This is a genomic window from Roseovarius sp., from assembly GCF_030373445.1.
GTDB lineage: Bacteria > Pseudomonadota > Alphaproteobacteria > Rhodobacterales > Rhodobacteraceae > Roseovarius.
Genome location: NZ_JAUCYU010000005.1, coordinates 175,792 through 196,954 on the forward strand (window position 1 = coordinate 175,792; position 21,163 = coordinate 196,954).

24 protein-coding genes are annotated in these 21,163 nt (G+C 65.8%); 14 read left to right on the forward strand and 10 right to left on the reverse strand.

Features of this window, described 5'->3' with window-relative positions:
* Window positions 1–30: 30 nt before the first annotated feature.
* Complete coding sequence (locus QUV18_RS11140) at window positions 31–1,407, reverse strand: porin family protein (RefSeq protein WP_300893997.1); 1,377 nt, start codon at window positions 1,405–1,407, stop codon at window positions 31–33.
* 19 nt (window positions 1,408–1,426) lie between these two features.
* The gene (locus tag QUV18_RS11145; RefSeq protein ID WP_300893998.1) at window positions 1,427–2,446 is read right to left on the reverse strand and encodes a thymidylate synthase; all 1,020 of its coding nucleotides are present in this window, start codon (window positions 2,444–2,446) and stop codon (window positions 1,427–1,429) included.
* A 203-nt stretch (window positions 2,447–2,649) separates the two neighbouring features.
* Between QUV18_RS11145 and thyX the strand changes: the two genes are divergently transcribed.
* The 3 genes from thyX (at window position 2,650) to QUV18_RS11160 (ending at window position 4,892) form a co-directional block, all read left to right on the forward strand.
* A complete protein-coding gene (gene thyX, locus QUV18_RS11150; protein ID WP_300893999.1) occupies window positions 2,650–3,558 on the forward strand; it encodes an FAD-dependent thymidylate synthase in 909 nt (302 codons plus the stop codon).
* A 631-nt stretch (window positions 3,559–4,189) separates the two neighbouring features.
* Entirely contained in the window at window positions 4,190–4,459 is a 270-nt protein-coding gene (locus QUV18_RS11155; protein WP_300894000.1) for a hypothetical protein, read from the forward strand.
* A gap of 142 nt (window positions 4,460–4,601) precedes the next feature.
* Complete coding sequence (locus tag QUV18_RS11160; protein ID WP_300894001.1) at window positions 4,602–4,892, forward strand: hypothetical protein; 291 nt, start codon at window positions 4,602–4,604, stop codon at window positions 4,890–4,892.
* 30 nt (window positions 4,893–4,922) lie between these two features.
* Here QUV18_RS11160 and QUV18_RS11165 read toward each other — a convergent pair whose 3' ends face one another.
* Window positions 4,923–5,129, reverse strand: a complete 207-nt coding sequence (locus QUV18_RS11165) for a cold-shock protein (protein WP_300894002.1) — start codon at window positions 5,127–5,129, stop codon at window positions 4,923–4,925.
* Between the two features lie 215 nt (window positions 5,130–5,344).
* Here QUV18_RS11165 and QUV18_RS11170 point away from each other — a divergent pair, with 215 nt between their 5' ends.
* Window positions 5,345–5,659: an ArsC/Spx/MgsR family protein gene (locus QUV18_RS11170; RefSeq protein ID WP_300894003.1), complete on the forward strand. Its 315-nt coding sequence runs from the start codon at window positions 5,345–5,347 to the stop codon at window positions 5,657–5,659.
* Window positions 5,660–5,706: 47 nt separating this feature from the next.
* Window positions 5,707–6,075 carry a hypothetical protein gene (locus tag QUV18_RS11175; RefSeq protein WP_300894004.1) on the forward strand — a complete coding sequence of 123 codons (369 nt, stop codon included), beginning with the start codon at window positions 5,707–5,709 and terminating at the stop codon, window positions 6,073–6,075.
* 203 nt (window positions 6,076–6,278) lie between these two features.
* Here QUV18_RS11175 and QUV18_RS11180 read toward each other — a convergent pair whose 3' ends face one another.
* From QUV18_RS11180 to thrS, 5 genes are all read right to left on the reverse strand, one after another.
* Window positions 6,279–6,836: a DoxX family protein gene (locus QUV18_RS11180; protein ID WP_300894005.1), complete on the reverse strand. Its 558-nt coding sequence runs from the start codon at window positions 6,834–6,836 to the stop codon at window positions 6,279–6,281.
* Complete coding sequence (locus QUV18_RS11185) at window positions 6,837–7,592, reverse strand: DUF2063 domain-containing protein (RefSeq protein WP_300894006.1); 756 nt, start codon at window positions 7,590–7,592, stop codon at window positions 6,837–6,839. It lies immediately after the preceding gene.
* Entirely contained in the window at window positions 7,589–8,443 is an 855-nt protein-coding gene (locus tag QUV18_RS11190; protein WP_300894007.1) for a DUF692 domain-containing protein, read from the reverse strand. The genes QUV18_RS11185 and QUV18_RS11190 overlap by 4 nt, the downstream gene beginning before the upstream one ends.
* Before the next feature lie 64 nt (window positions 8,444–8,507).
* On the reverse strand, window positions 8,508–8,798 hold the full coding sequence (locus QUV18_RS11195) for a DUF2282 domain-containing protein (RefSeq protein ID WP_300894008.1): 291 nt from the start codon (window positions 8,796–8,798) through the stop codon (window positions 8,508–8,510).
* 285 nt (window positions 8,799–9,083) lie between these two features.
* Window positions 9,084–11,063 (reverse strand): threonine--tRNA ligase, encoded by a 1,980-nt coding sequence (thrS, locus tag QUV18_RS11200; protein WP_300894009.1) that lies wholly within the window; start codon window positions 11,061–11,063, stop codon window positions 9,084–9,086.
* A 192-nt stretch (window positions 11,064–11,255) separates the two neighbouring features.
* Between thrS and QUV18_RS11205 the strand changes: the two genes are divergently transcribed.
* The 6 genes from QUV18_RS11205 (at window position 11,256) to QUV18_RS11230 (ending at window position 15,829) form a co-directional block, all read left to right on the forward strand.
* Complete coding sequence (locus tag QUV18_RS11205; RefSeq protein ID WP_300894010.1) at window positions 11,256–12,014, forward strand: alpha/beta hydrolase; 759 nt, start codon at window positions 11,256–11,258, stop codon at window positions 12,012–12,014.
* Window positions 12,011–12,997 carry an alpha/beta fold hydrolase gene (locus tag QUV18_RS11210; protein ID WP_300894011.1) on the forward strand — a complete coding sequence of 329 codons (987 nt, stop codon included), beginning with the start codon at window positions 12,011–12,013 and terminating at the stop codon, window positions 12,995–12,997. Before QUV18_RS11205 ends, QUV18_RS11210 begins: the two co-directional genes overlap by 4 nt.
* 17 nt (window positions 12,998–13,014) lie before the next feature.
* Entirely contained in the window at window positions 13,015–13,638 is a 624-nt protein-coding gene (locus QUV18_RS11215) for a hypothetical protein (RefSeq protein ID WP_300894154.1), read from the forward strand.
* Window positions 13,639–13,703: 65 nt separating this feature from the next.
* Window positions 13,704–14,429: an alpha/beta hydrolase gene (locus tag QUV18_RS11220; protein ID WP_300894012.1), complete on the forward strand. Its 726-nt coding sequence runs from the start codon at window positions 13,704–13,706 to the stop codon at window positions 14,427–14,429.
* Window positions 14,430–14,439: 10 nt separating this feature from the next.
* The gene (locus QUV18_RS11225; RefSeq protein ID WP_300894013.1) at window positions 14,440–14,664 is read left to right on the forward strand and encodes a hypothetical protein; all 225 of its coding nucleotides are present in this window, start codon (window positions 14,440–14,442) and stop codon (window positions 14,662–14,664) included.
* A gap of 109 nt (window positions 14,665–14,773) precedes the next feature.
* A complete protein-coding gene (locus QUV18_RS11230; RefSeq protein WP_300894014.1) occupies window positions 14,774–15,829 on the forward strand; it encodes a histidine kinase dimerization/phosphoacceptor domain -containing protein in 1,056 nt (351 codons plus the stop codon).
* Between the two features lie 30 nt (window positions 15,830–15,859).
* On the opposite strand, the gene phaZ is transcribed toward QUV18_RS11230, so the two are convergent.
* Entirely contained in the window at window positions 15,860–17,161 is a 1,302-nt protein-coding gene (gene phaZ, locus QUV18_RS11235; protein WP_300894015.1) for a polyhydroxyalkanoate depolymerase, read from the reverse strand.
* 102 nt (window positions 17,162–17,263) lie between these two features.
* Between phaZ and phaC the strand changes: the two genes are divergently transcribed.
* From phaC to QUV18_RS11250, 3 genes are all read left to right on the forward strand, one after another.
* On the forward strand, window positions 17,264–19,072 hold the full coding sequence (gene phaC / locus QUV18_RS11240; protein WP_300894016.1) for a class I poly(R)-hydroxyalkanoic acid synthase: 1,809 nt from the start codon (window positions 17,264–17,266) through the stop codon (window positions 19,070–19,072).
* A 146-nt stretch (window positions 19,073–19,218) separates the two neighbouring features.
* Window positions 19,219–19,668 carry a phasin family protein gene (locus QUV18_RS11245; protein ID WP_300894017.1) on the forward strand — a complete coding sequence of 150 codons (450 nt, stop codon included), beginning with the start codon at window positions 19,219–19,221 and terminating at the stop codon, window positions 19,666–19,668.
* Window positions 19,669–19,921: 253 nt separating this feature from the next.
* On the forward strand, window positions 19,922–20,230 hold the full coding sequence (locus QUV18_RS11250) for a hypothetical protein (protein WP_300894018.1): 309 nt from the start codon (window positions 19,922–19,924) through the stop codon (window positions 20,228–20,230).
* Between the two features lie 314 nt (window positions 20,231–20,544).
* Here QUV18_RS11250 and QUV18_RS11255 read toward each other — a convergent pair whose 3' ends face one another.
* A complete protein-coding gene (locus QUV18_RS11255; protein ID WP_300894019.1) occupies window positions 20,545–21,156 on the reverse strand; it encodes a LysE family translocator in 612 nt (203 codons plus the stop codon).
* Between the last annotated feature and the right edge of the window lie 7 nt (window positions 21,157–21,163).

A 21,163-nucleotide genomic window follows, 5' to 3' on the forward strand; every position in this document is an offset into this window, starting at 1 on the left:
CCTGTCGAGGGGGAAGGGGCGGTCGCGCGCTCAGAATTCCGAACGGATGCCGAAGGAGACGGCGGTCTGGTCGACATCGAAGCGGCTGATGTTCGACCGGCTCTTCTCTGCATTGACCGAGACGACCGGCACGAAACCCATGTAGCTGTAATCCTTGAAGGTCGCGGTCACCCCTCCGAACCAGGATTCGTCGGTCCGCCCCCCGCGCACCGGCAGGATCACCCAGTATTGCTCGTAATCGAGAATGCTGTGCCCGAGCGAGACGCTGACCTCAGCCGGCCCGATCTGGCGCCCCAGCGTGTAGGTCGCCACCAACGACCATTGCTGCGAGGCGCGGTTGCGCCCGTCGCTGTCGATGTCGCGGAATTGCAATTGCGCGCCCAGCTCGCCGCCGGTGCCGAGCGCGTAGCTCAGCCCGGTGAAGACCGAGTAGACCGTGGCGTCGGTAACCGGCACGGTCTTGTCGAACTGTTCCTCCACATGGGTGCCGAGGGAGAGGTTCAGCCTGTCGGTCAGCTTTTGCAGCCGTTGCACGCCGACGCCGGCGAAATCGTAATAGGGCGATCCGCCATACCACGTGCGGCCGCCATTGATGTCGAAGCTCCAGTAGCCGCTCTTGCCCGGTGCCCAGAGATGGCGCAGGCCGAGTTGCGCCCGGAGCGAGGAGATGTCGCTGCCGCTGATGCCGGGCACCGGGTCGTTGAAACGGATTTCGCGCGACAGAAGCCGCCCGGTGATGTGGGTTTCCTGCCCGTCGCCTTTCCACACGCGATAGGCGCCGCGGATGTCGGTCTTGGCCACGACGCCGCTGATCGCCCGCGCGCTGGGGCTGAGCGTGCCCACGAGGGGCGAGCCCTCGATCAGGTTGTAGGGGCTGTTCGAGCCGTTGTTGACGTTGTCGGACGGGTTGACCGAGAACTGAAGTTCGAACCGCAGCGGGTTGGTGCGCCGGACGTTGCGGAAGGCCTTCACGTACTGGCTGCGGAGCTCTTCCGTCGGGGCATAATGCACCGCGCGACGGAGCCAGAGCTGCGAGACGGTATAACTGTCATCGGCGAAGGACAGCTCGGCCGCCAGCTTGGCCGCCTCGAAGCGCTGTACGTCGGTATTGGCGACGCGGTAGGCGCGGGCGGCCGATTTGCGGCCCGTGCGGTAATCCTTCAACTGGCCGAGGGCATGGGCGCGCAGGAAATGCGCGTGGCCGTTGTCCGGGTCGGCGGCGAGCAGCCCCTCGGTCAGCTCATAGGCCGTCCTGGGCTGGCCTTGCCGAAGCGCCTGCTGCGCCAGCGCCTGGGCCTGGGGCAGGGACATGCGGACCATCCCGGTCTCCGACCCGGGGGCCGCAGCCGCCTCGTCGGCATGCGGCTGGCCGGCCCCGCCTGCAAGGACGAGGCCGGCCAGACACATGGCCAATGAGCAGGAAGCCTTACGGCGATCCGACATCGGGGTTGACGCTGTTGCAGACGGCCGGGGACCCGGGCGTGCCGCATTGATCGAGGACGAAGACGCCGCTTTCCAGTTCGGCCTCCAAGCCAAGGTTGTCTTCCACGCCGTCGAACTCGTCGAGCTGCACCCCACCGGCCACGCTGCTGGCGTCGGTGCCGCCGAAGACGCCGGAATAGGTGCCGATCGCGGTGTTGCTCGTTGTGCCCGAGAGCGGGTCGCGCTTGTCGTATTCGACCGTGCCCGTGAAGCTGCCGTTTGCCTCGATATCGGTCATCACCAGGACCACGGAGGGCAGTTCGGAGACCACGTTGAGGTCGCTGTCGAGCAGTTCGCGGTTATAGATGTTGCCCTCGACCGTGTTGTCGGCAAAGTCGGCATTGATGAAGGCATCGCCGTGAATGACCATCGCCTGCGACACCAGGAGCTCGGGGTCGGTCACGCCGGTCGGCAGCAGGTCGGAGCCGTTGGGGTCACCGATATTGGTCACCGCAACGTAGCGCCCGGCATAGGTGACGAGGCCGCTGTCCTCGGTCACTTCCGGCGGGTCATAGTCTCCGTCGCGTTCGAAATGCGTGCCCATGAGCGACCGGTTCCGCGGCCCCGTGCTGGCAACTGCGGTGGCGCGGACGGAACCGTCGGAGCTTTCGCGGGCATAGGCCGTGTAGTGCCGGTCAAGCGGATCTTCCTGGATCGTGAAGGCGACATAGCCGTCCTGGTCCAGCCCGGGGGCCCGGCGGTAGGTGGCGCTGTAGGGCACGTCGTCGAGGTTGACGCCCTCGACGATCAGCGTGCCGTTGGCCGCATCGTAGGTGACGTTCCTGACGTCGCCGGCGACGGCGGCGGGCACGGTGACCGGGGTTTCGGTGGTGGGCTCCTCGTCCGGCGTTTCCTCGCCGGGGTCGGGCTCCTCGCCGGTGTCGGTGTTGGCGAAGGGATTGCTGCCCGATCCGCACGCCGCAAGCAGGGCGCAAACCAGCAGGCTTGCCAGTATCTGTTTCATGCTGTCACTGCCTCGATCAGTGTATTTTTTGTCTTTTGACTGAAATTCAGGACTTTAGACCACGAAGTCAACGTTTTCCTTTACCCGGAATCCGGGAAAGGAAGGGGTGTTGCAGGTCAGTCGATACCCGATATTGAAGTTTCTCAAGCGGGCTCCGCAAGATATAGTTGGCCCCGACTCACTCTTGTGGAAAGGACCACGCCATGCCCCTCAGCCCCGAGCAGCAGGCCGAAATCGACGCGCAGCGCAGCGCCCGGCAGGAGACCCGCCGCGCGGTGTCCGAGGGGATGGAGGCGCATCTCTACACGGCCTACCCGGTGCTCGACCACGGGTTCATCCGGGTGATCGATTACATGGGCGACGATGCCGCCATCTGCCAGGCCGCGCGGGTGAGCTATGGCCGCGGCACCAAGTCGGTGACCAATGACGAGGGGCTGATCCGCTACCTGATGCGGCACTGGCATTCGACGCCGTTCGAGATGTGCGAGGTCAAGCTGCACGTGAAGCTGCCGGTCTTCGTGGCGCGCCAGTGGATCCGGCACCGGACGGCCAACGTCAACGAGTATTCCGCCCGGTACTCGATCCTTGACCGGGAGTTCTACATCCCGGCGCCCGATCACCTGGCCGCGCAGTCGGTGGTGAACAACCAGGGCCGGGGCGAGGCGCTGACCGGGGAGGAGGCGCAGCGGGTGCTGGAGTATCTCAAGGCGGATTCCACCCGGGCCTACGACCATTACGAGGAGATGATCGGGCAGGAGGGCCAGCAGGGGCTGGCGCGCGAGCTGGCCCGGATGAACCTGCCGGCGAATATCTACACGCAGTGGTACTGGAAGGTCGACCTGCACAACCTGCTGCATTTCCTGCGGCTCAGGGCGGATGCGCATGCGCAGTACGAGATCCGGGTCTATGCCGAGGAGATCTGCAAGGTGGTGGCCGACTGGGTGCCGTTCGCCTATCGCGCCTTCGAGGATTACCGCATGGGGGGCGCCACGCTGTCTTCCACGGCGCTGGATTGCGTGCGGCGGATGCTGAAGGGGGAAGAGGTGACGCAGGAGAGCTCCGGCATGTCCAAGGGGGAATGGCGGGAGTTCCAGGGGGTTCTGGAAAGTTAATGGAACGTTAACGGACGGGGTTGAATGGCCGGGGTCGTTGATGGGCGGTGTTGGTTCAGGGGTAGAATGAACCTTTGAACGATCCGTTAAGGATGCGGGGCGTTGCGATGGTATGGGTAGGGTGGGTGTGAACCCACCAATGATGGCGGCGCGGCGGAGGTGGGGCAGGTGGGTTGGCACCCACCCTACGGCTACCGCGAAGTCGCGCGAAACGCCGACGGGAGGAAGTGGTGACGCCCGGAACAGAGCCGCGCCTTGGCGCGGCGCCGGGCGAGCGCCGGCCCGTCCCGTCGCACCGCAGGTGCGCCGTGTATAGGCGGCACGCCTTTGGCGTGACGGGCAGGCGCTTTGGCGGTGTTGCGCGACGTTTTGGTCGAGGATGTGATTGGAGCCATAAAGCGGCAGCCAGGATCGTTGCAGCGCCTACCCACGGGCCGGCGCTCGCCCGGCGGAGCGTATAGTCAAGCGGGGTGAAGCCGGTTCGAAACGTCAGTTGCCACGACAATCGCCGCCCACCGCCCCGAAACGCACTGTTTCGCCTCAAAAAACTTTGACAGCCCCCGCCGAAGCGGTACCATTCCGGGCAGAGGTTCCTCCAAAGCCTTTTCCAGTAACCTTATACGAGGTCCATATGCGCATTTCCCTCTCTCTCACGGCCGCCGCGCTGGCTGCGCTGACCGCCGTGCCCGCCTTGGCCGACGGCCCGCGCCTTTACCCGGTGCCGACGACTGCCAATTACTGCCCGGCCGGCTTGCAGCCGATCACCATCAACGGTGCGATCTGCTGCGGCCAGCCCAACACCAACGTGACCTGGTACGAGATGAAGCGGCACCCGGTCTATCGGGCGGCCACCTATACGCGGTCCTATAACTGCCCCGAGGGCACCAAGGGCTGCCAGTAACGACGACATCCCCTTCGAACAGGGTGGGCGAAAGGCGCGGAGCGGTGGGCTTCGCGCCTTTTGTATATTGAAGGTATATACAAGTGCGTCATGAATCTGTTACATTGGTCGAAAGAGCAGTGGAGAAAGGGATTCAAGGCAGATGCGAGTTGTTCTGGCGTTCACGCTGGCCTGCATGGCCGGGGCCGCGGCGGCGAGTTCGCCGATTGCCGAGGTGATCTGCGAGCCGACCGACAAGATGACGCAGAAGCTGTCGCGGCAGTTCGGGGAGCAGTTGCACAGCTGGGGCACGCGGGGCCCCGAGCAGGTCATGCAGGTCTGGACCGACAAGCGCGGCGACTGGACAATGGTGGTGTCCTACGCGACGGGCACATCCTGCATCGTCGCGATGGGGGAAAACTGGGAGGGGAACCAGGCCGAGGACCCGGCCTGATCTTCGTGGAATGACAGTGGCTTGGCTGAGTCAGAGCAGCTTGAGGTCACCCGCCATCTGGCGCCCGTCGCGCCCGTCCTGCAACTCGTAGCCAACTTTCTGGTTGTCCGCGAGGCCGGTCAGGCCCGAACGTTCGACGGCCGAGATGTGGACGAACACATCCTTACCGCCTTCGTCGGGGGCAATGAACCCGTAACCCTTGGTGGTATTGAACCATTTTACGGTGCCGGTCGGCATGCCGTATCTCCTTCCGTGTCTTCACTTTCCCGGGGGTGTGGCCCGGGTCTTGGCATGCGCAGACGAAACAGACCCGGCCACGAAATTGCGACGTCGGAGGCTGATAGGTCAGCGTCACATCCATGATGATTGCACCGGCTTTGTAAAAAGCAAGCAAAACCCACGTGATCTTCGGGGCGGGGCGCGGTATCAGGTGAAAAAATGGGCGAGGTGACATGATAGTTTACGGATTGAAGACCTGCGACACCTGCCGGAAGGCGTTGAAATCATTGCCTGATGCGGAGTTTCGCGATGTCCGGGCGGACGGGGTGCCGGGGGAGGTCATGCAGGAGGCACATGCCCGGTTCGGCGCGGCGTTGCTCAACACGCGGTCGACCACGTGGCGCGGGCTGGACGAGGCGGAGCGGCAGGGCGATCCGCTGGCGCTGCTGGCGGCGCATCCGGCGCTGATGAAGCGGCCGCTGATCGTGGATGGCGGGGAGATGTACCTGGGCTGGGGGCCGGAGGTTCGGGCAATGGTGCTTGGATAACGGCAGGGAATGCCTATCTCGCCACGTGACACAACCGGAGGAACGGGATGCGGAATGCGGCGCTTTTGCTTGGGGTGATCGGCGGGCTGTTGGCCCTGCTGGTCGGGTTCTTCGCGTATGGGTATACGGAAGCCATTGATCGGTATGGAGAAATTGACGGCCTGGCGTACCAGGTCGATCGGGTCGGGCTGATCCGGGCGGTGAGTTTCGCGGCACCGTTGCTGGCGATTGCCGGGGGCGGCATGGCGCGCATCCGGGCCTTGTGGGGCGGGGTTCTGTTGCTGATCTCGGCCGGGCTGATGCTTTATGCGTTCGATTTCAACGTCTTCACCATGTTCCCCATCGGGTTTACCGCGCTGGGCGGCCTGTTCGCCATCGCGGCGGGCAAGCCGGACGAGCCGAAGGCCCATTTCTGAGCCTTTGGTGGCCGGCTGTCGACAGGGTTTCCGGGCGAATCAGGTTAACGGCCTTTTTTTGCTGGGAAGGCGGTGTCGGTATCGCGTCGGTAACACGTCGGTATCGCGTCGGTGTTCTGGGCGGTGAAGGCATGGGTTGATGTGGCGTTCGGTGGGGGGTTCCACGAGATGTTGCGCCGGGCGCAACAGGGGGTGGGCTTGTGCTATGGTTCCCGTGGGGTGCGTGAAAGGGCCCTGTCGAGGGAAAGCGGCCCCGCGCCCTTGACCACGATCACCAGCAGGAGGAAGACCCAGAGCGCGCGCTGATCGAGGATGATGGCGTCGGGCGCCTTGTCGAACCACGCGCCGAGCGTTCCCTCGTGCTCGATGCCGCCATGGCCGTAGAGGTCGGTGAGCGACTGGACCGCGATGAAGCCGATCATGCCGAGGGCGGCGAGGCGCGAGAGCAGGCCCGCGATGATGAGGATGGGCAGGAGGAACTCGGCCCAGGTGCCGGCCAGCACGGTGAGGTGGTGGAAGAGCGAGAGCTTGGTCACGTCGTAGGTGACGGCCTCGGTCGCCTTGGGGAAGATCTGGGCGTAGGCGCCGACATCCGGATTGAAAAGGCCGGGGAGGCCGTCGCCCAGCTTGGTGAGGCCGGAGTTCCAGTAATAGACCAGCAGGATCGCCGCGAAGAGGAAACGGGCGAGGGTGGGCAGGAGCCAGTCGGCGCGCTCGATCCGGGAGAAGAGCGCGGTGTGGAGGGAGAGGAGGGCGGTCATCTAGCTGGCTCCGGGTCTGATATCGGTGATGGTCTGGGTGCCGAGGAGGAGCGAGAGGGCGGTGCCGAGGTCGAATTTGGGCTCGGCCTCGGTGGCGGTGTCGGTGGCGTCGGCGAGGGGGGCGCCGGTTTGCAGGGCGGTGATGAAGGCGGCGGTGCCGGGGGAGAGGGGGGTCATCTGCGGGTCGTAGTCGGGGCGGGTGATGAGCACGGTCTGGGGCCCGGGTTGCGGCTTGGGGCCGTCTTCCATGTTGAAGGCCCAGATGGCGTGGACGGGCCAGCGGGAGGCGATGAGCTGCGTGGCGGGGGCGAGGGTGAAGCGGGTTTCGGCCAGCGCGTCGGGCGGCAGGGATTGCAGGATGGCGGGGTCGATCGGGCGCGCATCGGCGGCGTGGTAGGCGATGCGGAGGGCCTGTTCGAGGCGGGCGACGTCGGGGAGATAGCCGAGATGTTGCAAGGGTTGGAAGGTGGAGAGGAAGGCGGGGAATTCGGCGCCGTAGGTCATCATCATCGGGTTCTGCGGCGGGTGTTGGCGGAGGAAGGTGCCGGCCACCTTTCGGAAGTTCTCTTGGCCGATCAGCTTGGTGATGACGGGGAAGCTGGTTTCCAGCGCGTCGGTGAGGCCGACGGCGACGTTGTTGCGGTAGACGGCGAAGCGGCGGCCGGCGGGGTTGCCCTGGCCGTCGGAGAGGCCGTCGGGCGTGGGCCGGGTGCTGTCGAGCAGGGCGGCGTGGAAGGTAGATTGCGGATGGGTCATGCGGGCACCTTTGCCAGTGCGGCTTTGGCGCGGCTGGCTTCAGTGGCGAGCGTGGGCCAGTCGGGCACGTCGGTGTCCCATTCGATGAGGAGGGGGCGGGGGCCGGAACGGTCGAGCGTGTGGTCGAGGAGGGCCCAGACCGGGTCGGCGACTTCGCGGCCGTGGCTGTCGATGAGGAGGGGCGCGCCGTGGTCGTCCTCGTCCTCGTCATGGCCGCCGAGGTGGATTTCGCCGACGCGGTCGAGGGGGAAGGCGTCGATATAGGCGCGGGGGTCCATGTTCAGGTTCGTGGCGGAGACGAAGACGTTGTTCACGTCGAGCAGCAGGCCGCAGCCGGTGCGGCGGGCGAGCTCGTTCAGGAAGTCGGGCTCGGCATAGGTGCTCTCAATGAAGGCGAGGTAGCTGGAGGGGTTTTCGAGCAGCATGGGGCGACCGAGGGCCTCTTGCACCTCGTCGATGTGGGCGGCGACGCGGGTGAGGGTTGCCGAGGTGTAGGGCAGGGGTAGCAGGTCGTTCAGGAAGTGGCTGTCATGGGTCGACCAGGCGAGGTGTTCGGAGAAGCTGGCGGGGTTGAGCCAGTCGCAGAGTTTGCGAAGGCGGGCGAGGTGGTCGGGGTCGAGCCGGCCCTCGCCGCCGATGGAGAGGCCGACGCCGTGGACGGAGATGGGGAATTTTTCGGCCAGGTGGCGAAGTTGCGCCAGCGGGCGGCCGCCGTCGCCCATGTAGTTCTCGGCGTGGATTTCCAGCCAGGTGACGGGGGTGGCATCGATGGTGATGTCGCGGAAATGCTGGGGCTTGTAGCCGACGCCGGGGCCGGCGGGCAGGGTGGGGATGCTCGTGGTATCCAGCATGGGGCACCTGTTGATCTGGTCAGGGGTGGCCTGTGCGGGGTGATCCCGCACAGGCCAGTTGGCATCAGGATTCCGGCAGGTCGCGGTCGAGCGGCTCGAGGCTGCCCATGCGGTCGTCGGGAAGGTCCATGGTTTCGCAGGTGCCGGCGTCGACGAGGGTCCAGGCGTTGCCCTGGTAGTCGACGGTGGAGGTGCCGGCGCAGGTGGTGCCGGCGCCGGCGGCGCAGTCGTTCTCACCGGCGAGCGAGACGCCGAAGCATTTTTCCTGCTCGGCCGCGGTGGCGGTGGAGGTGTAGGCGGCGAGCGCCGCGGTGACGGCCCCGGCGATGGCGAAGGTTTTGGCTGTGGTGGACATGGGGTAGCTCCCTTGTGGTGTCAAAATTAATACCGCCGTTCCAGGGCGTTGCGGCCTCTCCTCCCTTGTGCGGGCATGTTGGCCGTGGCGCGCCGATCGGGCGATGACCAAAGGATAGGCAGGCCGGTGGCCAAACGGCGACTCACGAACGCGTCAGACACGGGCGTGTCAGGTCGCGTCAGGAGGGTGACCCGGGAAGGGGCTTGAAATTGTTGGGGAAAATGTCGGGGCGCGGCCGGGATGTTACGGAATGTTTCAAACCCCGGCCGCGCGAATTGGCAGATGTTACAGAAGGTCGGGCGGTGTCGCCTCGGTCGCGAGGGCCTTTGTTACATCGTCGAGCGGTTGCACGGAGGTCGCCTTTTCGCCGAGGCGGCGGAGGGAGACGGTGCGTTCGTCGACTTCCTTCATGCCGCAGGCGAGGATGACCGGCACCTTGCCCACGGAATGTTCGCGGACCTTGTAGTTGATCTTCTCGTTGCGGATGTCGGCCTCGGCCCGGACGCCGGCGGCGCGGAGGGTGGCCGTGACCTCGTGCACGTAGTCATCGGCCTCGGAGGTGATGGAGGCGACGACGACCTGGCGGGGGGCCAGCCAGAAGGGCAGTTTGCCGGCGTGTTCCTCGATCAGGATGCCGATGAAGCGTTCGAAGCTGCCGAGCGTGGCGCGGTGGAGCATGAAGGGCCGGGTCTTTTCGCCGTTGGGGGCGATGTAGGTGGCGCCGAGCCGTTCGGGCAGGTTGGGATCGACCTGGAAGGTGCCGCATTGCCAGACCCGGCCGATGGCGTCGGTCAGGTAGAAGTCGAGCTTCGGCCCGTAGAAGGCGCCGTCGCCCGGTTCGAGCACGTAATCGCGGCCGACGGCCTTGATGGCGTTTTCGAGGGCGCCTTCGACGTAGTCCCAGCTTTCATCGGTGCCGACGCGCTTTTCGGGGCGCGTGGCGAAGCGGATTTCGAAATCGGGGAAGCCAAGCTCGCGGTAGATGTCGGCAAGGAAGTCGATGAAGCGGGCGCATTCCTGCTGGATCTGGTCCTCGGTGCAGAAGATGTGGGCGTCGTCCTGGGTGAAGCCGCGCACGCGCATGATGCCGTGGAGGGCGCCCGAGGGCTCAAACCGCGCGCAGGAGCCGAATTCGGCCAGCCGGAGGGGCAGGTCGCGGTAGGATTTGAGGCCCTGGTTGAACACCTGCACGTGGCAGGGGCAGTTCATGGGCTTGAGCGCGTTGATGCGCGTCTGTTCCTTGTTGGTGGCGGACGCGTCATCGTTCTCGCCGTCGCGGCTTTCGTCGACCTCGACGATGAACATGTGGTGCTGGTACTTGTCCCAGTGGCCCGAGGCCTCCCACAGTTTGCGGTCGACGACCTGGGGGGTGTTGATCTCGTTATAGCCGCCGGCGCGCTGCTTGCGGCGCATGTAGTCCTGGAGGGCGGTGTAGATCGTCCAGCCGTTGGGGTGCCAGAAGACCTGGCCGGGGGCCTCTTCCTGCATGTGGAAAAGGTCCATCTCGCGGCCAAGGCGGCGGTGGTCGCGCTTCTCGGCCTCTTCGAGGAAGTTGAGATAGGCTTTCAGCTTTTCCTTGCTGGTGAAGGCCACGCCGTAGATGCGTTGCAGCATCTGGCGGCTGGAATCGCCGCGCCAGTAGGCGCCGGCGATGGACATCAGGCGGAAGGCGTCGGCGGGAAGCTGGCCGGTGTGCTGAAGGTGCGGGCCGCGGCAGAGATCCTGCCAGTCGCCGTGCCAGTACATGCGCAGGGGCTCGTCGCCGGGGATCGCCTCGATCAGTTCGATCTTGTAGGGCTCGCCGGTCTGTTCGTAATGCGCGATGGCGCGGTCACGCTCCCACACCTCGGTTCTGACGGGGTCGCGGAGATTGATGATCTCCTTCATCCGCTTCTCGATCTGCGAGAGGTCTTCGGGCGTGAAGGGCTCGGCGCGGTCGAAATCGTAGTACCAGCCGTTCTCGATGACCGGGCCGATGGTGACCTTGGTCTCGGGCCAGATCTCCTGCACGGCGCGGGCCATGACGTGGGCGAGGTCGTGGCGGACCAGCTCGTTGGCGGCGGCCTCGTCCTTCATGGTGTTGATGGAGATGGCGGCGTCGGCCTCGATCGGCCATTGCAGATCCCAGTGCTTGCCGTCGACATGGGCCGAGATGGCCTTTTTCGCCAGCGAATTGGAGATCGATGCGGCCACGTCGGCCGGGGTCACGCCCTTGTCGAAGGAACGTGCATTGCCATCGGGAAAGGTAAGGGAAATCTGGGCCATCGGCCTTAACTCCTCGTCGGTTTGGCGCCCACGGAACGCCCGGTTGCGGGTATATGTGTGTGCCGGGGGTTTTGGCGCGGGGCGGGGACCAAGTCAAGAGGGCGGTGAAAGCGGCGGGGAAAGTGGCGGGGAAAACGGTTTGAACGCCCGCGGTGTCCGGTGCAGGATGCGCGCCGGAAAGGACGGGGTTGCATGAGTACAGCAGAGTATCTGACGACGGCGCAGGGCCGGAAGATTGCCTATCACCGGAGCGCGGGCGTATCGCCCGGCGTGGTGTTTCTTGGCGGGTTCAAGTCGGACATGGAGGGCACCAAGGCGGTGCACCTGGAGGCGTGGGCGCGGCGGACCGGCCGGGCGTTCCTGCGGTTCGACTATTCCGGGCACGGGCAATCGTCGGAGGCGTTCACCGACGGGGCCATCGGCGACTGGGCGGCGGATGCGATGGCGGCGATCGGGGCGTTGACCGAAGGCCCGCAGGTTCTGGTGGGGTCGAGCATGGGGGGCTGGATTTCGCTGCTTTGTGCGCGGGCGTTGCCGGAGCGGGTGGCGGGGCTGGTGACGGTGGCCGCGGCGCCGGATTTCACCGAGGATTCGATGTGGGCCGGGTTCGACGATGCGCAGCGGGATGCGCTGTTCGAGAAGGGCGAGGTGGCGTTGCCGAGCGAGTATGGCGAGCCTTACGTGATCACCCGCCGGCTGATCGAGGAGGGGCGGGAGAACCTTGTGCTGCGGTCGCCCCTGAGCCTGCCGTTCCCGGTGCGGTTCTTGCAGGGCACGGCGGATGCGGATGTGGAGATGTCGGTGGCGCTGCGGCTGCTGGAGCATGCGGAGGGGCCGGATATGCGGCTGACGCTGGTCGACGGGGCGGATCACCGCTTCTCCGACGCTGACTGCCTTGCGCTGATCGAGAGGTCGGTCGAGGAGGTGATTGACCGGGCTGCGGCCGGATGAGGCGGCGGCGGGCGCGCTGGCCCCTGCGGGTGCTGGCGGGGCTGGCGGCGGTCGTGGGGCTGCTTTGGGTTTTCGGGCCGTATGAGCCGGTGGAGACGGAGACGGCGTTCGACCGGCGCGTGCTGGCCGGGGGGGTGGACCCCTATCTGCAAGAGCAGGAGGCGCGGTTCGACGATATCCGCCCGGGCAACCAGAAGCGGGTGATCTGGCACGGGCTGGAGGAGGTGCCGACCGGTCTGTCCATCGTCTATCTGCACGGGTTTTCCGCCAGTTCCGAGGAGATCCGGCCGGTGCCCGACCGGGTGGCGGAGGCGCTGGGCGCGAACCTTGTCTTCACGCGGTTCCGGGGGCATGGGCGCGACGGCGACGCGATGGCCGAGGCGCGCGCGGGCGACTGGATGGCGGACGTGGCCGAGGCGTTGGCCATCGGGCGGAAGGTGGGGCAGGAGGTGATCGTGATCGCCACCTCGACCGGGGGCACGGTGGCGGCGGTGGCGGCGCATGATCAGGGGCTGATGCGGGACGTGAAGGGGATCGCGTTCGTCTCGCCGAATTTCGGGTTGAGGGCCGCGGGGGCGCCGCTGCTGACCCTGCCGGGGGCGCGGTACTGGGTGCCGCTGGTGGCGGGGCGGACGCGGTCGTTCGAGCCGCAGAACGAGGGGCATGCGCGGGAGTGGACGACCAGCTACCCGATGGAGGCGGTGATGCCGCTGGCGGCGCTGGTGAAACATGCGGCGGGTCTGGAGTACGGGGCGGTGAGCGTGCCGGCGCTGTTCTACTATTCCAACGAGGATACGGTGCTGGACGCGGGCGCGACCGACGCGGTGCGCGCAGCGTGGGGCGGGCCGGTGAGATATGCCGTGCCGGAGCTGGGGCCGGGGGTGGACCCGGCGGCGCACGTGATCGCGGTGGATATCCTGTCGCCGGGCAACACGGAGGCGGCGACGGAGGTGATCCTCGACTGGATCGGGGGGTTGCCCTGATGCGGCGGCCGGGGAGCATGTGGAGCCTCGAGACGCTGGGGCGGGTGCGGCTGAGCCGGCATTTCTACATGCGCGATTTCCTGTATTCGGAGATCGGCAGTTTCCACCGGGTGCCGAACATTCCCGACGATCCGGACATGGCCATCGCCCATGGCCGGCGGCTGTGCGAGGAGCTGCTGGACCCGTTGCAGGAGACCTTTGGCCGGATCGCCATCCGCTCGGGTTATCGCAGCCCGGAGCTGAACCGGTTCGGCAACGAGAACAAACTCAACTGTGCCAGCAACGATGCCAACTACGGCCATCACATCTGGGACCGGGTGGGCGAGGGGGGCGCCGGGGCGGGCACGTCGCTGGTGATCCCGTGGTTTGCGGACCGGTACGAGCAGGGGCGCGACTGGCGCGACCTTGCGTGGTGGATTCACGATCATCTGCCCTATTCGGACCTGTGGTTCTTCCCGAAGCTCTGCGCCATGAACCTGAGCTGGCGCGCGCGGCCGCGGCGGACGATATCGAGCTATATCGCGCCGAAGGGCATGTTGCTGGCGCCCGGGGCCGAGCCGGGGGAGGCGGAGGAGGTTCGGCGGGCGCGGTATGAGGACTTTCCCGCCTACCGGGGCATTGCCTACCCGGGCGGTCCTTGATTTCGGCGGGGCCAGCGGGCAAGTCTGAGGACGAGGCACCGACGGCATAAAGGACACCGGAACAGATGCGCGACCCCTTGGTATTGCTGCCGGGCATGATGTGTGACGCGCGGGTGTTCGGCGCGCAGATCACCGCCTTCAGCACCGCGCTGACGATCACGGTGGCGCCGGTGACGGGGGGCGACCGGATCGAGGAAATCGCCTCGCGCCTGCTGGACGTGCTGCCGCGGCGCTTCGCGCTGGCGGGGCATTCGATGGGGGCGGTGGTGGCGATGGAGCTGCTGCGCCGGGCGCCGGACCGGATCAGCCGGATCGCGTTGATGAGCACGCATTCGCTGGCCGAGACGCCGCAGATGGCGGCGGACATGGAGCCCACGATCATCAAGCTGAAATCGGGGCGGCTGGAGGAGGCGGTGAACGCGCTGGTGCGGCCCGAGAGCCTTGCGCCGGGGCCGGGGCGGGCGGCGGTGGCGGCGCAGTTGCTCGAGATGGCGCGGACGGTGGGGGCCGAGGGGATCATCCGGCAGGTGCGGGCGATGCAGCGGCGGCGGGATTACCAGGCGGTGCTGCGCAAGGCAAAGCTGCCGACGCTGGTGCTGTGCGGGGCGCATGACAGCCTGACGCCGATGAAGCGGCACGAGTTGATGGCCGGGCTGATCGAGGGGGCGCGGCTGGAGGTGCTGGAGGGGGCGGGGCATCTGCCGCTGCTGGAGCAGCCGGACGCGGTGAACGCGGCGCTGTTCGACTGGATGCAGCAGCCCGCCGGGGTGCGGCCCCGTGCCGATGTTTGACCGCGGGGGGATGGTTCGGAGCCGGACAAGGCGGGCGCGGCGGCGGGTTCAGGTCTGGGCCAGCCGGCGGCTTCCGCCGGGCGGGCGGTTCGCGGCCGGGGTGCTGTTGATGATCGGCGGATTGCTGGGCTTCCTGCCGATCCTGGGCTTCTGGATGCTGCCGCTGGGGATTGCGATCGCGGCGCTGGACGTGGTGCCGTTGTGGCGGCGGCTTCGGGGGCAGGGGCGGCGCTGAGCTGACCTTACGGCATGGGTGCGGGGCATCAAATGTTTTGCAGATTCCTTTTGCCAATCCTGTACAAATTGACGCAATATGCGTTCCGACTTGTTCGGGGAGCCAGCACGTGGGCAATGATCCTCCGCCGGTGAAGTCGGCGGTTCAGGAAGTTCCGGTCGAGTTCGATCTGTCGGATCGGATCTCGTCACGCATGTCGTCGAGGCTGTCGGCCTTTGGCGGACAGATTCTCGTGGCGCTGGCCTGTACGCTTGGGGCAGTGATCCTGCGGGAGATGACCGACATGTTCGTGACGGCGGGGGCGGGGCCCTTCGCGCTGACCTTCCCGTTCGTGCTGTTCGCGACGCTGTTCGCCCGCTGGACGGCGGGGGCGATCACCATGCTGCTGAGCGCGCTGTTCGCGTGGTATTTCGTGCTTCCGGCGACCAATTCCTTCACCTTCGAGAACCCAGCCGACGCGCCGCGCGTGCTGGTCAACGTGCTGTCGGGCTTCGCGATCGTGGGGCTGGCGGAGTATTACCGGCGGGTCGTGCGGCTGGCCGTCTCGGCCCGGGACTCGTTGGCCGAGGAGCGCAAGCTTCTGCTGCAGGAGATCGACCACAGGGTGAAGAACAAGTTCGCCATGGTCGCGGGTCTGGTGCGGATCGAGGCCCGGGGGGCCAGGAGCGACGATGCGCGGCAGGCGCTGAACCGGCTGCTGGGCCGGGTCGACAGCATCGCCAAGGTGCACGAGGCGCTGTACCGCGACGAGGGGGGTGACAGCCGGGTCGACATGCAGGCCTACCTGTCGCTGCTGTGCAACTCGCTGCGCGACGGGGTGGTGTCGCAGGAGGGCATCCAGGTGGTGACCGATCTGCGGCCGGTCAACCTGTCTCGGGACAAGGCGATCGCGGTGGGGCTGGTGGTGAACGAGCTGTTCACCAATGCCGTGAAGCATGCCTTCAAGGGCCGCGAGCGCGGGGAGATCCGGGTGCTGCTGGACCGGGAGGGCAGCGCGCTGGTGGTGACGGTGGCCGATGACGGTGTCGGGATGGCCGGGGCCGAGGCCCGCGAGGGCAGCCTGGGCCAGGGGCTTTTGCAGAATTTCGCCGAGAGCGCCGAGGGCGAGCTGGAATATCCCGAGACCGACGGCGGCACCTGCGTCAGGCTGCGCCTGCCGATGTGAGGCGGAACGGCCGGGCCGTGCCGCCGCCGGTCAGACGGCGGTCAGCTTGGTGACGGTCTTCTTGCGGTTTCTCGGCTTCGTCCGGGCGCGGGCTGCCGGATCCTCGGAATTGGCGTCGATGAAATCGAGCACGAGCGGGCGGATGTTGTTCCGCCAGGACCGCCCGGCGAAGATGCCGTAATGGCCGGCGTCGGGTTCGAGGTGGCTGGCCTTCTTGTCATCGGGCAGGCCGGTCAGCAGGTCGAGCGCCGCGACGCACTGGCCGGGGGCGGAGATGTCGTCCTTGCCGCCCTCGACGGTCTTGACCGCGACGCGGGTGATGGCGCCGATATCAACCTTGCGCCCTTCGACGGTGAAGGTGTTCTTGGCGATCTCGCAGTCCTTGAAGATGCGCTCGACGGTCGAGAGGTAGAATTCCGCCGTCATGTCCATCACCGCGAGGTATTCGTCGTAGAACTTGTTGTGCGGGTCGCGGTCGCTGGCCTCGCCCTGGGCCACGCGGGTGATCTGGTTGAGGAAGGCGGTGCTGTGGCGGTCGGCGTTCATCGACATGAAGGAGGTGAGCTGAAGCAGGCCCGGGTAGACCATGCGGCCCACGCCCTTGTACTTGAAGCCGACCTGCTGGATCATGGTTTCCTCGAGCTGGCCCATGGTGACGCGGCTGCCGAAATCGGTGACGTCGGTGGGCGCGGCGTCGGGGTCGATCGGGCCGCCGATGAGCGTCAGCGAACGCGGCTGTGCCTCGGGGTCCTGCTCGGCCAGGTAGGCGGTTGCGGCCAGCGTCAGCGGCGCGGGCTGGCAGACGGCGATCACGTGCAGGTCGGAGCCCAGCTGGCGCATGAAGTCGACGAGGTAGAGGGTGTAATCCTCGACGTCGAACTTGCCCTCGGAGACGGGAATGTCGCGGGCGTTGTGCCAGTCGGTGATGTAGACCTCGCAGTCGGGCAGGAGCGAGCGGACGGTCGAGCGCAGGAGCGTGGCGTAGTGGCCAGACATCGGCGCCACCAGCAGGACGCGGCGGTCCATCTCGTCGCGGCCCTGCACGTTGAAGTGGATCAGGTCGCCGAAGGGCCGTTCGACCACGGTCTCGATGCTGATCAGGTGGTCGCGCCCGTCTTCGCCGGTGATCGAGTCGATGCCCCAGTCGGGCTTGGCGACCATGCGCTGAAACGTGCGTTCGGTGACTTCGCCCCATGCGGCCATCCACTGGAAGGCAGGGTTTGGCACCATGCTGAAAATTGGGTAGGATGACATCGAGAGGGCAGTGGCGCCCAGCCACTGATTTGTGTTGCGGAGGGCTTCCATCAGATCGTAGGTCATCATGTGGCGCATCGTCGTCTCCTAACCCGGCCTTGCCGGTATGATTCGTCGCACTGCCCCTCCGATCAGCCGACGATATGCTGCATGGCAGAAACTTAGGGGGGATTCGTCAAGATGGCAACGCAAGAGGATGTGACGGGACAGAATCTCGACCGGCTCAACCAGAACCTGGAGCGGGTCGAGGAGCTGTCGCAGCGCCTTGTGCAGGCGCTGGCCTCGCGCCGGCCGCCCAACCCCAGCCTGAACGCCCCCTCGCAGGAGCTGTTCACCAAGGCCGCCACGTCCTACTGGCAGGAGATGTTCGAGAATCCGGGCAGGATCTACGAGCAGCAGCTGGAATACTGGGGCAAGTCGGTGCGCCATTTCCTCGAGGCGCAGCAGGCGCTGGCGCAGGGCAAGGTGGCCCATGACCCGGACGAGGCGGCGCAGGACCCGCTGAAGGGCGACAAGCGGTTTTCCAATCCGCTTTGGGAGACGCACCCCTATTTCCACTACATCAAGCAGCAATACGCGCTGAACAAGCAGGCGGTCGAGCAGGCGGTGGCCGAGCTTGACGACATGGAGCCCATCGAGAAGCGGCGGCTGGAGTATTTCTCGCGCCAGATCGTCGACATGATGAGCCCGACGAATTTCCTGGGCACCAACCCGGACGCGCTGGAAAAGGCGGTGGCGACGGAGGGGGAGAGCCTTGTGAAAGGGCTCGAGAACCTGGTGGCCGACCTCGAGGCGAACCACGGCGAGATGGTCGTGCGGCTGGCCGATGAAAGCGCCTTCGAGCTGGGCGGGAACATCGCCACGACGCCGGGCGAGGTGGTTTACCGCAACCGGATGATGGAGCTGATCCAGTACGCGCCGGTGACCGAGGAGGTTTACGCGACGCCGGTGGTGATCTTTCCGCCGTGGATCAACAAGTTCTACATCCTCGACCTGAAGACCCAGAACAGCCTGATCAAGTGGATCACCGAGCAGGGCTATACGCTGTTCGTGGTGTCCTGGGTCAACCCGGATGCGAGTTTCGCCGAGACGGGGATGGACGACTACGTGGAGGACGGCTTCCTTGCCGCCTTCCGCGAGATCAAGGCGATCACCGGGCAGAAGCAGGTCAACGCCGTGGGCTACTGCATCGCCGGGACGACGTTGCACATGGTGCTGTCGCTGCTGAAGAAGCGGGGGGACAAGACCGTCAAGTCGGCGACGTTCTTCACCGCGCTCACCGATTTCGGCGAGCAGGGGGAGTTCACGCCGTTCCTGCAGGACGATTTCATCGACGGGATCGAGCAGGAGGTGGCGGCGCAGGGGTTGATGCGGTCGTTCATCATGTCGCGGACGATGTCGTTCCTGCGGTCGAACGACCTTGTCTATACGCCCGCCGTCAAGAGCTACATGATGGGGGAGACGCCGCCGGCGTTCGACCTGCTCTACTGGAACGGGGATGGCTCGAACCTGCCCGGGAAGATGGCGATGCAGTACCTGCGGGGCCTCTGCCAGCGGAACGAGTTCGTGACGACCGGCTTTCCGCTGCTGGGGGAGACGGTGCATGTGAGCGATGTCGACGTGCCGATCACCGCCGTCACCTGCCAGAGCGACCATATCGCCGCGTGGAAGGATTGCTATCGCGGGTTCCGGCAGACCGGGTCGAAGGACCGGACGTTCATATTGTCGGAATCGGGGCATATCGCCGGTATCGTGAACCCGCCGTCGAAGAAGAAATACGGGCATTACACCAACAGCGATCACACCCAGACGGCCGAGGACTGGCTGGAGGGGGCGACCTATCACGAGGGGTCGTGGTGGCCGCTGTGGGAGAAGTGGCTGCGCAAGCGGTCGGGCAAGAAAGTTGACGCTAGGGAGCCCGGTGATTCGGAGCATCCTTCCCTTGGGTCAGCCCCGGGGACTTACGTGCGCAGGAAAGCAAGTCTCTGACGGCATTTGCCTTTTCGATGGTTCATGACAGTTTTGCTGCAGTGCAGAAAAAGCGCTTGAAATGCTGCAGTGCAGCACGTATATAGGTTGCAGACGCAGAAAGCCCGGGACGGTTCCGGGAGCACAGCAAACCAAGGACCAAGACCATGGCAAAAGCACAAGACTTCAACACGATGATGAAAGACATGATGGGTTCTTTCCCCGTCGACACCAAGGCAATGGAAGACGCCTTCAAGAACCAGGCCGCCCTGAACGAGAAACTCTCGGGCGTGGCGCTCGACGCCGCCGAGAAATCGGCCGAGATCTCGAGCAAGTGGACCAAGGAAACCCTGTCGAAACTGGCAGAAGTCTCCAAGGCGAAAACCGAGCCGGCCGACTATGCCAAGGCGATGACCGATTTCGCATCGGCCAATGCCGAAGTGGCCGCCGAGAACATGGCCGCCTTCGCCGAGGTTGCCAAGAAAGTTCAGATGGACACCGTCGAGCTTCTGATGGCAGCCGGCAAGGACATGCAGGAAGAAACCACGAAGGCCGTCAAGAAGGCGACCGACGACATGTCGGCGGCCACGAAGAAAGCCACGGCCGCAGCCAAGTAAGGCGCATTGATTTCATACCCTAATCCTCCCAGTTGGGTATGATCGGGAAGGGCGGGCCGCAAGGCTCGCCCTTTGTCGTTTGGGGGGCAGGGTTGCCGGCCGGCATATCGGGACGCTGCGGGCCGGGGGCGAGGCCCCGGCGGGCGGGGGTAGGTCAAGCGCTCGCCGTGCGCGGGGAGACAAGCCCCTTCCACGCAGGTTATGATCCTTGCACGGCACGTCGCACGCTCTTGAATGGCTAGAAGAGATATCGATGAAAAGAGTCCTGGCGCTTCTCAGCCTCTTTGTTCCGCAGTCGTGGCTATCGACCGCATACATAGTTGAACGCGTCTCGATCCTGGCCGTTGATCCAGACACCTGTGAGCATGAGTGGGACGTCATTGCGGGCATTTGGTCTACGGTGGAACTGCAGGTTCAGTGCAGAAAGTGCGCGACATACAGTGAGGTCCCCGACCCGACCAAGGAAGAATGGGATGCCTGCGCTGGTGCCATGGAGAACCCGTATCCATGGGAAGACAAATCGCGAATCCGGTACTATCAGGTCGACGGCGCCATCCACTGAAGCCCGAGCACGTATTCGACCTGACCCCCTTGCCAGAAGCTGCGCGCCTTAAGCGGTCCGTTCGGCCCATGACGGAAATGGTCGAGCTTGGACCATCCTGTGGTGCGGCGAGGGTCCGGTAAAAGTCGAACCTGCCGGCAGACCTTCGGTCAGACCCGGAGTTCAGTCAGCCTTGGCGAAGTGATCGAGCTGATCCTGGTGGGCCTTCCTGAACGCCGGTCGAGACGTTGCGCGCCTTACATAGGCGCGGCGGCCGTCGCCGCATCGAAAGCGACTGAGGCCGGGGGCTCGGGCCCGGCCTTCCTCATGTGGCGTCAGGGCGACCGTTCGGTCCGGGCGAGCAGGAGGGCGGCGGTGCCCATCAAGCCGGCGGCCGCGCGGTTGATGAGCCTGCGGCGGAGTGGGGTCAGGGCGTGGGCGCCGACCAGTGTGCCCGCGGTTACCCAGAGGAGCGCGGCCATGCCTTCGACAAGCAGGTACAGCGTGCCGAGCGCGAAGAGCTGCTGGAAGAGGGCGGTGTCGCCGGTCACGAACTGGGGAAGGAAGGCCGTGAGCAGCAGGTAGGCCTTGGGGTTGCCCAGCAGCGTCAGGAATTCGCGGCGCATCAGGGTCGACACCTCTGGTGGGTCGACCTCCGCCGTGACGTCGGCCCCCCAGAATTGCCAGGCGAGGTAGGCAAGATAGGCGACGCCCACCCATTTGAGGGCGACGAAGGCGATCTCGGATGTCCGCAGCAGCGCGTCGAGGCCGAGGGACACCAGGACGACGAGAACGGCCCAGGCCGCGAGGCGACCAAGGATGCCCTTCGCCGTCTTCCGCCATCCCGCCCGGGTTGCCGAGATGAAGGCGAGCAGATTGTTTGCCCCGGGGGATGCCCCCAGAAGCAGCGCCGCGGGCAGAAAGACGAGCAGTTGGTCGAGTGTCATGGGCGAG